Below are 12,386 nucleotides of genomic sequence, written 5' to 3' on the forward strand. Positions count from 1 at the left end.
GATCTATGGGCCGGAACAACACATTTCGGCAAATTCCCGCGAACCGTCCGGCGCCTCGGCTCAGAGCAGGACCAGATCGTCGCGGTGCACGACCTCGCGCTCGTACGCCGGCCCGAGCGTGTCGGCCAGCTCGCGGGTGGACCTGCCTGCGAGGTCGGGCAGCTCCGCCGCGTCGTAGTTGACCAGTCCTCGAGCCACCAGGGTGCCGTCCGGACCGAGCAGGTCCACCGGGTCGCCCGCGCCGAAGTCTCCGTCCACGTCGATGATCCCGGCGGGCAGCAGCGAGGCGCGATGCTGTACCACGGCCCTCACGGCACCGGCATCGAGCGTGATCCTCCCCCTCGGCTCGCTGGCGTGGGCCAGCCAGAGCAGCCTGGTGGGACGGCGGCGACCGGTCGGATGGAACAGGGTCCCCACCTCCTCGCCGGTGAGCGCGGGACCCGCCAGGCGGGCATCGGTCAGCACCACGGCGATCCCGGCACCGGTGGCGATCCGGGCGGCCTCGAGCTTGGTGTGCATGCCGCCACTGCCGACCTTCGACCCGGTGCCCCCGATCCGGATGCCCACCAGGTCGTCCTCGGAGCGCACGTCGGTGAGCAGTCGGGCGCCGGGCCGCGACGGCGGGCCGTCGTACAGCCCGTCGACGTCGGAGAGCAGCACCAGCAGGTCCGCCCGCACGAGGTGAGCCACCAGGGCGGCCAACCTGTCGTTGTCGCCGAAGCGGATCTCGCTGGTCGCCACCGTGTCGTTCTCATTGACGACCGGCACTGCGCCAAGCTCGAGAAGCTTCGCGAAGGTGCGCTGGGCGTTGCGGTAATGGTTGCGACGCATCACGTCGTCCACCGTCAACAGCACCTGGCCGGTGGTGGCGCCGTGCCGGGCGAACTCCTCGGTGTAGCGGTGCACCAGGACGCCCTGGCCCACCGACGCCGCCGCCTGCTGGCGAGCGAGGTCCCGGGGTCGCCGGGCCAGATGGAGCGGCGCCAGGCCGGCGGCGATCGCGCCGGAGGAGACCACGACCACGTCGGCGCCCCGGGCACGGACGGCGGCGACGCTGTCGACGACCGCGCGGACCCGGGCGGGATCCAGCGCGCCCTCGACAGTGGTCAGCGACGACGAGCCGACCTTGACCACGACGCGGCGCGCCCCGACCACCGCGTCGCGCGTCACTCGTCGTCCTCGGACTCGGGCTGGTCGTCGGTCCCGTCCGCGTGGTCCAACCGCCGTGCGACATCGGCACGCGTCTCGGTCTCGCCGCGCTCGGGCATCGCCTCGTCGATCGCCCGGCGTCGCTGTGCCGCTGCCCGGGACTCGACGAAGCGCTGGTCCTCGCCTCGACGACCGAGCATCTCGGCCCCGGCCTCGATCCCGGGCCGGAAGTCGAAGACCACCGCGTTGTCCGGGTCACCGATCAGCACCGGGTCACCTTCGACGGCGCCCATAGCGACCAGACGGTCCTCGACACCGAGGCGGTTGAGCCGGTCGGCGAGGAAGCCGACCGCCTCGTCGTTGCTGAAGTCGGTCTGCCGGATCCAGCGCTCCGGCTTCTCCCCGAGCACCCGCCAACCCTCCGTGCCGTCGTCGGTGCGGGCCGGCGCCACGGTGAACTCCTCGCCGCGCGTGGTGGACGGCGGGCGGAGCACGATCCGCTGGACCTCGGTCACCGGCTGGGTCGCCCGGCGCTGCTCGACGATGCGTGCCATCGCGAAGGTGAGCTCGCGCAGCCCCTCGTGGCTGGACGCGCTGACCGGGAGCACCTGCCAGCCGCGCTCCTCGATGTCGTCGCGGACCATGTCGACCAGGTCGCGCCCGTCGGGAACGTCGATCTTGTTCAGCGCCACCAGGCGGGGCCGGTCGTCGAGGCCGCCGTACCGGCTCAGCTCGGCCTCGATGACGTCGAGGTCGTCGACAGGGGTGCGGCCCGGCTCCATGGTGGCCATGTCGACAACGTGCACCAGCGCGGCACACCGCTCGATGTGGCGCAGGAAGTCGTGCCCGAGCCCGCGGCCCTCGCTGGCGCCCTCGATCAGGCCGGGTACGTCGGCGACGGTGAACGTGGTCTCCCCTGCCGTCACCACCCCCAGGTTGGGCACCAGCGTGGTGAACGGGTAGTCGGCGATCTTGGGGCGGGCCCGCGAGATCGCCGCGATCAGGCTGGACTTGCCGGCACTGGGAAAGCCGACCAGGCCGATGTCGGCGACGACCTTCAGCTCCAGGACGACGTCGCGCTCCTCACCGGGCTCACCGAGCAGGGCGAAGCCGGGCGCCTTGCGCTTGGAGGAGGCCAGCGCCGCGTTGCCCAGGCCCCCGCGGCCGCCCTGGGCGACCACCAGCTCGGTGCCCGCACCGACCAGGTCCGCCAGCACCGCGCCACCGGCGTCGGTGACCACCGTGCCGTCGGGAACCGCCAGGACCAGGTCGCCCCCGTGGCTGCCGTTGCGGTGTGCGCCGGCACCGTGCCCACCGTGCTCGGCCTTGCGTGAGCCGCCGAGGTGGTAGTCGATCAGGGTGGTGACGTCGGGGTCGACCCGCAGGATCACCGAGCCGCCGGGGCCGCCGTTGCCACCGTCAGGACCGCCGAGCGGCTTGAACTTCTCCCGATGGACCGAGGCGACGCCGTTACCGCCGCGCCCCCCGGCCACGTGCAACCTGACGCGGTCCACGAAGGTGGGGACGGCCATCGCTCTTCCTTCCGTGCTGAGAGGCTCGAGTGGGCTCGACTGGGGCCGAGGACGACGAAGGGCGTCCCCGGCAGATCAGGGACGCCCGACGTGGGTCTGGGTGGTGTGGAGTGTCCCGGTCACTCCGCCGGGAGGATGTTCACGACGCGACGCCCGCGACGGGTGCCGAACTCGACGTTGCCCGTCACCAGGGCGAACAGCGTGTCGTCGCCACCACGGCCGACACCGGTGCCCGGGTGGAAGTGCGTGCCGCGCTGGCGGACGATGATCTCGCCGGCGTTGACCAACTGGCCGCCGTACCGCTTGACGCCGAGGCGCTGGGAGTTGGAGTCGCGGCCGTTCTTGGTGGACGCCGCGCCCTTCTTGTGTGCCATCGTGAGTGTCCTTCGTGACGCGAGCCGAGGCTCAGAGCTTGATGTCGGTGACCTTGACCTGGGTGTACTTCTGGCGGTGACCCTGGCGCTTCTTGTAGCCGGTCTTGTTCTTGTACTTCTGGATGACGATCTTCGGACCCTTGGTCGCACCGAGGACCTCGACGGTCACCCCGGCCTTGTCCAGCCCCGAGCTGGTCACGGTCTCGCCGTCGACCACCATCACCACGGGGAGGGTCACGGTCTCGCCGACGCCGGTGTCGACCTTGTCGATCTCGATGACGTCGCCCACAGCAACCTTCTGCTGCTTGCTGCCACTGCGCACGATCGCGTACACCGCGACTCACTCTCCTCGTTGGCTCAACGTTGCGGGCCTTCGCGCGGCACCCCATGGAAGCGGCGGGGCCGCGGGCGAAGGGACGGCACGCCTGTCTCGGCACACCGAGGATCAATACTACGGACTGGGCCTGCCGAGGGCAAAACGAGGGGTCACCCATGCAACCTCCACGGGGCACGGCGCGTGAGAACGGTGTGGCGCCATCGGGGCGCCGGTCCCGGAAGGAGTCCAGCCATGTCGATCACCTGGTCGATGACCCGCCCCACCAAGGCGATCCACTCGAGGGGGCTGCGGGTGACCGTCGCGGCGCTCGCCCTGGCAGCGGGCTCGGTCGCGACGACCGCCGCCGCGCCCGCCACGGCATCCCCCACGGCATCCGCGTCCGGGCCGGTCGCGCACTGCCGGAACGCAGACCTCAAGGTGAGCTACCGCCACGCCGTCGGCGGCGACGGGATGAACCAGCACTGGGGCTGGATCATCATCCGCAACCGGTCCCATCACCGCTGTGCCACCGGCGGATACGGCGGCATCTCGTACGTCGGCCACGGCAACGGCACCCAGATCGGCGCGGCGGCGACCCGCTTGGCCCCCGCCCCACGCACCTTCATCGTCAAGCCGGGACATGCACTGCGCTCCGCCATCGACGAGATCAATGCGAGCGTCTACGACCACTCCCGGTGCCGCCCTCGTCACGTCGACGGGTTCCGCGTCTACGTCCCCAACGCGACCCGGTCACAGTACGTGCCGCACCCGACCACGGGCTGCGCGAACCGGCGGGTGCACCTGCTCATGCACCGGGCCTACCGGCGTCCCTGACCCGGTCCGGTCAGCGCTTGCGCGAGCCCTTCTTCTTGACCGGCACGTGTGGCATCGAGGCGTCGTCCTCGGACCGCTCGCCGGCCTCCTCGGGCTCGGCCTCGGCCGTGAGGCTGGCGGCCGGGGCCACGGGAGCCTCGGAGCCGGTCTCTGTACTGGTCTCGGCGCTGGGCGGGCCGGCCGGCCGGCTCGCCGTACGACGGCGGCGGGTGCTGGTGACCACGACCGGTGCCGCTGGCTCGAGAGCCTCGGCATCGGTGTCGGGGCTCTCCGGCTCGTCGACGACCGCCGCGTCGACGGCCTCGACAGGGGACGGCTCGACCTCGGGGGTCTCGTCGGTCTCGACCACCGGCTCCTGCTCGGGGTGCGGTCGGGTGCCGGCGAGGTCCTTCGGCGACGGCATGGGCGGCTCCGGCTTCGGTGAGCCGCCGGGCCCATCGCTGCCTCCGGACTTGCCACGACCACGACCACTGCGGCTGCGCCGACCACGGGGCTCGTCGTCGGTGGCGCTGGACCCTGCTGTCTCGATCGGGTGGTCGTGCACGATCACTCCGCGGCCCTTGCAGTGAGTGCACTCCTCGCTGAAGGCCTCCAGCAGTCCGGTACCGATCCGCTTGCGGGTCATCTGGACCAGGCCGAGCGAGGTCACCTCCGCGACCTGGTGGCGGGTCCGGTCCCGGCCGAGACACTCGACCAGGCGTCGGAGCACGAGGTCGCGGTTGGACTCCAGAACCATGTCGATGAAGTCGACGACGATGATGCCGCCGATGTCGCGCAGCCGGAGCTGGCGGACGATCTCCTCCGCCGCCTCGAGGTTGTTCTTGGTGACGGTCTCCTCGAGGTTGCCGCCGGAGCCGGTGAACTTGCCGGTGTTCACGTCGACCACGGTCATCGCCTCGGTGCGGTCGATGATCAGCGAGCCACCCGAGGGCAGCCACACCTTGCGATCCAGCCCCTTGGCGATCTGCTCGTCGACACGGTAGGTGGCGAACAGGTCCTTGCCCGCCTTTCCTGACCCTGCCGAGGCAGGGTCCTGCCCCTCGAACCGCTCCAGGCGGTCCTTCAGATCGGGGGCCACGTGGCTGACGTAGGCGTCCACAAGGTCCCAGGCCTCGTCGCCCTCGATGATCAGCCGCGAGAAGTCCTCGGTGAAGAGGTCGCGCACCACCTTCAGGGTCAGGTCTGGCTCGCCGTACAGCAGCTCGGGCGCCTTGCCGGCCTTCACCTTCGCCTCGATGTCGGTCCACCGGGCGGTCAGACGCTCGACGTCACGGGTGAGCTCGTCCTCGGCCGCACCCTCGGCGGCGGTCCGCACGATGACGCCGGCGCTGTCCGGAACGATCTCCTTGAGCAGCGTCTTCAGGCGGTTGCGCTCGGTGTCGGGAAGCTTCCGGGAGATCCCGCTGGTGGTGCCGTCGGGCACGTAGACCAGGAATCGGCCGGGCAGGCTGATCTGGCCGGTCAACCGGGCACCCTTGTGCCCGATCGGGTCCTTGGTGACCTGCACCAGGATGGTCTGCCCCGAGGTCAGCACCGACTCGATCTTGCGCGGCTGGCCATCCTTGTGGCCCAGACCGGACCAGTTGACCTCCCCGGCGTACAACACCGCGTTGCGGCCCTTGCCGATGTCGATGAAGGCAGCCTCCATCGAGGGCAGCACGTTCTGCACGCGGCCCAGGTAGACGTTGCCGATCAGCGAGGTCTGCGACTCGCGGCTGACATAGTGCTCGACCAGAACCTTGTCCTCCAGGACGCCGATCTGGGTCAGATCGTCGCGCTGCCGGATCACCATCACCCGGTCGACGGCCTCGCGACGCGCCAGGAACTCGGCCTCGCTGACGATCGGGGCCCGGCGGCGACCAGCCTCCCGGCCCTCACGACGGCGCTGCTTCTTGGCCTCCAGGCGGGTCGACCCGCTGACGCTGGCGATCTCGTCCTCGGGGCTCTTCGGGGCCCGGTTGCGGGTACGACGCCGCTTGCTGCCGGCCTCGCCACCCTCGCCACCGTCGGCCCCGGACTCGTCGTCGGCCTCCGAGCCGTTGTCGCGCGAGCTGTCCGCACTCGAGTCGCTGTCGTCGTCCCCGCCGGGCTTGCGACGACGGCGGCCACCGCGGCGACGGCGGCGCCGGGCACCGCCCTCGCCCTGATCGTCGGTGCCGGGCTCCTCGTCCTGGCCGTCCCTGCCGGTCTCCTTGCCAGTCTCCGTGCCCGCCTCCGGGCTGGACTCCGCATCGGCCTCCGCCGGAGCAGCCTTGGCAGCCGGGGCCGCCTTCTTCGGCTTGGCTGTGGACTTCCCGGATGCCTTCCCGCCAGCCTTTTCGGCAGCTTTTTCGGGCGCCTTGAACAGCACCATCGGCGCGCCGGCATGATCGGCCTCGCCCTCGGCGGTGCCACCCGACTGCGGCTGCTCAGACGGCTGCTCAGCCTGCTTCTGGGCGGCCGACTTCCGTGGCCGGGCAGCAGCCTTCTTGGCCGCCTTCTTCGCCGGGGGCGGCTCCGCCGCGGGCTCCTGGCCGGAATCCTGGGCGGGCTCAGTCTGCTCGGTCGCCTCGGCAGCTGGCGCGGCACTGGTCTTCTTGGCGGCCGTCTTGCGGGCCGTGGTCTTCTTCGTCGCCGTCTTGGTGGCGGCCTTCTTGGCCGCCTTCTTCGCCGGCGCCGGGCCAGTGCTGTCGGCCTCGCCGGCGGCACCGTTGGGCGGCGCACTCTCCGGTCTCGACCCCGGCGCGGTCCGGGCGGTGTCCTCTGCGGGGGCAGCGTCGCTGGCGGTGGGGTTCTCTTCGTCGCTCATCTGAGCTCCTAGGCGACGTCGCCGGGTCCTTCACCCTGCGCGACGTGCGGGTCGCGGCCGTCCGGCCCCGGGTCGGACCCGGGCGTCGTACGACGGAAGCCTTCATCTGGCGGCGACGCTCCCCGCATCACGTCGTATGGACGGTCCGAGCCACCAACCGCGGTCAGCGAACCGATTGCGCTGAAGAATCTGTCACCTTCATCAGCCAGCCGCGTCGCGGTCGGGTGACAACGGATCACCCACCGTGCCGCCTTCACCCAAGGGGCCTTGCGCCAACCGCTGCTGCAGGGCAGCGGCCGGAACGCTCAGCTCCGAGCTGGTGCGAAGACCGGCGAGAACGTCGTCGGGTCTCACGGATGGCGTGCCATGCCGCAGGACCACGTTGAGTATCGCACACGTCGCGTCGTGCGTGGGGCACGCCGAGCCGACCAGCTCCACGATCGCCGCCCGGACGTCGAACCGACGCAGCCCCTTCTTGGTCATCCGCTCGACCGGGACCTCGTCGGCAGCGAGCAAGGTGGCCACCGCCCGGGCAAGGTCGTCCGGGTCGACGCCGGGCAGCTCGATGCGCCAGTGCGACCCCTCGAGGCGGTCGGTCAGCGAGCCACCGGCACTGACCACGACCTCGAGGACGTCGAGCCCGTCGGGCAGCGACTCGTCGAGGTCCGCGTGCAGGGCGGCCGGGTCGACCTCGGTGGCCAGCCCGATCTCGAGGTACTCGGCCTCGCTCGACGCCCCGGTCGGGGCGGCTCCCGCGTAGGAGATGCGCGGATGGGGGTTGAATCCCGACGAATACGCCATCGGCACCCCGGCCCGGAACACCGCCCGCTCGAAGGCCCGGCTGAAGTCGCGGTGGCTGGTGAACCGCATCCGGCCACGCTTGGCGTAGCGGATCCGCAGCCGCTGGACCGGCGGGGCCTGCTGCTCGGGCTGATGGCGAGAGTCGGGAGCGGGCACAGGGCCAGCCTATGTGGCCACCTCCGACCGAAGGGCGCGGACCAGCGGCGACTGGTAGATGGTGCTGACCACGTCGCCGGCGAGCCAGGTCGTCAAGGCAGCGGCGCGAGCGTCGAGGGCGTCCCGGGCCGCGCGCGGCAACCGCTCGCAGGGCACCACCACGACCGTGCCGTCGGGGTCCTGTCGCCAGCCGCCGACGATCCGTCCGCCCCACCAGGCAGTGGGCCCGGCATTGCCGTTGCGGTCGAAGACCTTCCCGGCGTGGTCCCCGAGGTAGAAGTCCCGCTGCTTCCACCCCATCGTGGTCGGGTCCAATGCCGGCAACAACGCTGCCCACGGCTCGACAGGTGCGACCGGGTCGAGGTCCTCGGGCAGGACGTACGCCGGTCCGAGGGCCGTGCTCACTTCGACGGCACCGTTGTCGGCCAGGGCCCGACGCACGGCAGCCTTGGTGCCGCCCAGCCACCAGACGATGTCGGCCTCGGTGCCCGGGCCGAACCGATCCAGCCACGCCCGGACCAGTGCCGCGTAGCCGGCGGCCTCGGCCAGGGCCACCCGTGGAGCGCCGAGCCAGTCCTCGGCCAGGGTCCACCGCGGCCGGGAGAGCCGCCAGTCGCCGGCGTTCTCGCCGCGAACCACGTCGCCCCGGGCGGCCAGGGCGCTCAGCACCCGCGACGCGATCGGGAACTCCCCGCCGTAGCTCTTGCCCGGTGAGATCATCAGGCGCCGGTCCAGGCCCGGAACCCGGCCCCGCAGCTCAGCGGTGGTGGCGGGCCCGTCGGCCAGGACGACCCGGACCGCGTCGGTCGTGCGAGCCAGCCAGTCATCGCCGCGGGGGGCGATGCCGGCGGCCTCGACCTCCTTGGCGAGCCTGGTCTGCAGCCGGGTGGCCACGCGCGCTGCCGCACTCCCCCACACCGCGGGCAACAGCTCCCGCGGGAAGGCGAACACCGTGCGCCGCATCGCCAGCTGCTTGACCACGCTGCGGGCGTCGTACAGCGCGGCATCGACCTGCGCCCGGGTCGCACCGCTGCGCGCGAACGCGGCCAGGTGCACGTTGGCGGGCTCGGTGGCGTGCAGGCAGACGACCGCCTCGACCGCCCCTGTCACCGAGGCCACCGGGTCGGCCAGGCCCTGCCGGCGGGCGAGCCTCGCCCGACGCTCGTCGTCGTCGATGAGCCGCATGACGCCCATCCAACCCCACCGCACCGACAGGTCCCGCGGAGTGCTTGGATCGACCGGTGCACGAGGAACTGGACCCCGCGCGGGAGACCCGCTGGCAGCGGATCCTCGTCGTCGTCGGGATTGTCGTCCTCGCCGTCAACCTGCGTCCCGCAGCGGTCAGCGTCGGCCCCGTGCTCGACGAGCTCAGCCACGGGCTGCACATGTCGCCTATCGGTGCCGGCCTGCTCACCGCACTGCCGGTGCTGTCGTTCGCGACCGTCGGTGCGCTCGCCCCCCGGCTGGCCCGCTCCGTCGGCATCCATCGGCTGATCCTGCTGGCGCTGGTCTGCGTGACCGCCGGCCTCGCCCTCCGCGCCCAGGTCCACGGGGGAACCCTGTTCCTGGTGCTGTCCTTCCTCGGGCTATCCGGGATGGCCGCGGCCAACGTGCTGCTCCCGTCGCTGGTCAAGGCGCACTTCCCCGACCGGATCGGGCTGCTCACCGCGGTCTACTCGACTGCGCTCGCGATCGGGCTCACCGGGGCCTCGGTGCTGACGGTGCCGATCGCGACGTTCCACACCCACGACGTCGACTGGCGCCGAGGCATCTTCGTGTGGGCGATTCTCGCCGCCGCCGCGGCGATCCCCTGGCTCGGCCTGGTGCGCCACGACCGCGCACCCGCCGACGGAGGTCGACCGATCCGGCTGGCCGCGGTCGCACGAACCCGGCTCGGCTGGGTGATGGCGGTGTTCTTCGGCCTGCAGTCCTTGCAGGCCTACTCGGTCTTCGGCTGGGCCGCGCAGGTCTACCGGGACGCAGGCTTCTCCGCGACCACCGCGGGTCTGCTGCTGGGGGTGATCACCGGCATGAGCATCCCGCTGTCCTACCTGATCCCCAGTGTCGCCGCCCGGATGACGCACCAGAGCTCCATCGTGGTGCTGCTGATGGCCTGCTACCCGATCGGCTACCTGGGACTGATCCTCGCGCCACACGCGCTTGCCTGGCTGTGGGCGGTGGTGATCGGGATCGGGCTGTGCACCTTCCCGCTGATCCTCACCCTGATCGGCCTGCGCGCCCGCACGCCCGAGGGCGTTGCCGCGCTGTCCGGCTGGACCCAGTCGGTGGGCTACCTGATCGCCGTGGTCGGCCCGTTCGGGGTGGGTGCGCTGTACGACGCGACCGGCGGCTGGACGGTCCCCCTCCTGGTGCTGCTGGCCCTGTGCGTCCCGCAGTTCCTGGTCGGCATGCTGGCCGCCAGACCCGCCTACCTCGAGGACCAGCTCGCCTGACCTGGGTCGGTCAGACGACGCTCAGCGGGAGCAGCTGTCGTCCTGTCGGGCCGACCTGGATGTCGGTGCCCATCTCGGGGCAGACGCCGCAGTCGTAGCAGGGCGTCCAGCGGCAGTCCTCGACATCGGCCGACGTCGGGTCGAGGGCGTCCTCCCAGTCCTCCCACAGCCAGTCCTTGTCGAGGCCGGAGTCGAGGTGGTCCCAGGGCAGCACCTCGTCGTACCCGCGCTCCCTGGTGGTGAACCAGTCCACATCGACGCCCGTGCCTGCGAGCTCACGCTCGGCGCAGGAGAGCCATCGCTCGTAGGAGAAGTGCTCGCTCCAGCCGTCGAAGCGCCCGCCGTCGCGCCACACCGCCTCGATCACCCGCCCGACCCGGCGGTCCCCACGCGAGAGCAGCCCCTCCACGATGCCCGGCTTGCCGTCGTGGTAGCGGAAGCCGATCGCACGACCGAACCGCTTGTCGGCGCGGACCATCTCGCGCAGCTTGCGCAGCCGCTCGTCGGTGGTCTCGGCGTCGAGCTGGGACGCCCATTGGAAGGGCGTGTGCGGCTTCGGCACGAACCCGCCGATCGAGACCGTGCAGCGGATGTCGTTGCGCCCGGAGACCTCGCGCCCCTTGGCGATCACCTTCTTGGCCAGGTCGGCGATCTCCAGGACGTCCTCATCGGTCTCCGTCGGCAGCCCGCACATGAAGTAGAGCTTCACCTGCCGCCAGCCGTTCGAGTACGCCGCGGCGACGGTGCGGATCAGGTCCTCCTCGGTGACCATCTTGTTGATCACCTTGCGCATCCGCTCCGAGCCGCCCTCAGGGGCGAACGTCAGACCCGAGCGACGCCCGTTGCGGGAGAACTCGTTGGCGAGCGTGATGTTGAAGGCGTCCACGCGTGTGCTCGGTAGCGAAAGCGACACGTTGGAGCCCTCGTAGCGGTCGGCCAGACCCTTGGCGACGTCGGCGATCTCAGTGTGGTCCGCGCTGGACAGCGACAGCAGCCCGACCTCCTCGAAGCCGGACTTGCGGATGCCGTTCTCGACCATGTCGCCGATGGTGGTGATCGAGCGCTCGCGGACCGGCCGGGTGATCATCCCCGCCTGGCAGAACCGGCAGCCGCGGGTGCAGCCGCGGAAGATCTCCACGCTGAACCGCTCGTGCACGGTCTCGGCGAGGGGCACCAACGGGTTGCGCGGGAACGGCCACGAGTCCAGATCCATCAAGGTGTGCTTGCGCACCCGGGCGGGCACACCCGGCACGTTGGGTACGACAGCGGCGAGCGACCCGTCCTCGGCGTACCGGACGTCGTAGAAGCGGGGCACGTAGACCCCGCCGCTGACCGCGAGCCGCCGAAGCAGCTCGACGCGGCCCCCGGGGGAGCCTTCCAGCTTCCACTCCCGGACCACCTCGGCGATCGCCAGGACGATCTCCTCGCCGTCACCGAGCACCGCCGCATCGATGAAGTCCGCGATCGGCTCGGGGTTGAACGCGGCATGTCCGCCGGCAATCACGATGGGGTCGTCGTCGGTGCGGTCGACGGCGCGGAGCGGGATGCCTGCCAGGTCGAGGGCGGTCAGCAGGTTGGTGTAGCCGAGCTCGGTGGAGAACGAGATGCCGAACACGTCGAACGCCCGCACCGGACGGTGCCCATCGACGGTGAACTGCGCGATGCCGTGCTCCCGCATCGTCGCCTCCATGTCCGGCCACACCGCGTACGTGCGCTCGGCCAGGGCGTGCTCGGACTCGTTGAGCACCTCGTAGAGGATCTGGACGCCCTGGTTGGGCAGGCCGATCTCGTAGGCGTCGGGGTACATCAGCGCCCAGTGCACATCGACGGAGTCCCACTCCTTGTGCACGGAATTGAGCTCGCCGCCGACGTACTGGATCGGCTTGGAGACTCCTGGCAGAAGCGGCTCGAGGCGGGAGAAGAGCGACTCGGCAACCGTGGCGGACATGCGTCCCATCGTAGGCTCGCGGCCGGTCAGCAACG

Annotated in this window: 10 protein-coding genes; 2 read left to right on the plus strand and 8 right to left on the minus strand. The window is 71.2% G+C overall.

Annotated features, from left to right (window positions below):
• Window positions 1–60: 60 nt before the first annotated feature.
• The 4 genes from proB to rplU form a co-directional block, all read right to left on the minus strand.
• Window positions 61–1,170, minus strand: a complete 1,110-nt coding sequence (gene proB, locus Q9R13_RS06260) for a glutamate 5-kinase (protein ID WP_310964206.1) — start codon at window positions 1,168–1,170, stop codon at window positions 61–63.
• A complete protein-coding gene (gene obgE / locus Q9R13_RS06265) occupies window positions 1,167–2,681 on the minus strand; it encodes a GTPase ObgE (protein WP_310964207.1) in 1,515 nt (504 codons plus the stop codon). The genes proB and obgE overlap by 4 nt, the downstream gene beginning before the upstream one ends.
• Before the next feature lie 119 nt (window positions 2,682–2,800).
• Window positions 2,801–3,055: a 50S ribosomal protein L27 gene (rpmA, locus tag Q9R13_RS06270; protein ID WP_310964208.1), complete on the minus strand. Its 255-nt coding sequence runs from the start codon at window positions 3,053–3,055 to the stop codon at window positions 2,801–2,803.
• A 31-nt stretch (window positions 3,056–3,086) separates the two neighbouring features.
• Window positions 3,087–3,389 (minus strand): 50S ribosomal protein L21, encoded by a 303-nt coding sequence (gene rplU / locus Q9R13_RS06275; RefSeq protein ID WP_310964209.1) that lies wholly within the window; start codon window positions 3,387–3,389, stop codon window positions 3,087–3,089.
• Window positions 3,390–3,623: 234 nt separating this feature from the next.
• On the opposite strand from rplU, the gene Q9R13_RS06280 reads away from it, so the two are divergent.
• Window positions 3,624–4,205: a DUF4232 domain-containing protein gene (locus tag Q9R13_RS06280; RefSeq protein WP_310964210.1), complete on the plus strand. Its 582-nt coding sequence runs from the start codon at window positions 3,624–3,626 to the stop codon at window positions 4,203–4,205.
• Window positions 4,206–4,215: 10 nt separating this feature from the next.
• Here Q9R13_RS06280 and Q9R13_RS06285 read toward each other — a convergent pair whose 3' ends face one another.
• The 3 genes from Q9R13_RS06285 to Q9R13_RS06295 all read right to left on the minus strand — a co-directional run bounded on the left by Q9R13_RS06285 (window position 4,216) and on the right by Q9R13_RS06295 (window position 9,135).
• The gene (locus tag Q9R13_RS06285) at window positions 4,216–6,993 is read right to left on the minus strand and encodes an Rne/Rng family ribonuclease (protein WP_310964211.1); all 2,778 of its coding nucleotides are present in this window, start codon (window positions 6,991–6,993) and stop codon (window positions 4,216–4,218) included.
• A 201-nt stretch (window positions 6,994–7,194) separates the two neighbouring features.
• Window positions 7,195–7,950, minus strand: a complete 756-nt coding sequence (locus tag Q9R13_RS06290) for a TIGR03936 family radical SAM-associated protein (RefSeq protein ID WP_310964212.1) — start codon at window positions 7,948–7,950, stop codon at window positions 7,195–7,197.
• Window positions 7,951–7,959: 9 nt separating this feature from the next.
• The gene (locus Q9R13_RS06295) at window positions 7,960–9,135 is read right to left on the minus strand and encodes a winged helix DNA-binding domain-containing protein (RefSeq protein WP_310964213.1); all 1,176 of its coding nucleotides are present in this window, start codon (window positions 9,133–9,135) and stop codon (window positions 7,960–7,962) included.
• Window positions 9,136–9,191: 56 nt separating this feature from the next.
• Between Q9R13_RS06295 and Q9R13_RS06300 the strand changes: the two genes are divergently transcribed.
• Window positions 9,192–10,403 (plus strand): CynX/NimT family MFS transporter, encoded by a 1,212-nt coding sequence (locus Q9R13_RS06300; RefSeq protein WP_310964214.1) that lies wholly within the window; start codon window positions 9,192–9,194, stop codon window positions 10,401–10,403.
• A 10-nt stretch (window positions 10,404–10,413) separates the two neighbouring features.
• Here the strand turns inward: Q9R13_RS06300 and Q9R13_RS06305 are convergent, their stop codons facing one another.
• Entirely contained in the window at window positions 10,414–12,351 is a 1,938-nt protein-coding gene (locus Q9R13_RS06305) for a TIGR03960 family B12-binding radical SAM protein (RefSeq protein WP_310964215.1), read from the minus strand.
• Window positions 12,352–12,386 lie beyond the last annotated feature (35 nt).

This window comes from Nocardioides marmorisolisilvae, from assembly GCF_031656915.1.
GTDB classification, from domain to species: Bacteria; Actinomycetota; Actinomycetes; order Propionibacteriales; family Nocardioidaceae; genus Marmoricola; species Marmoricola terrisoli.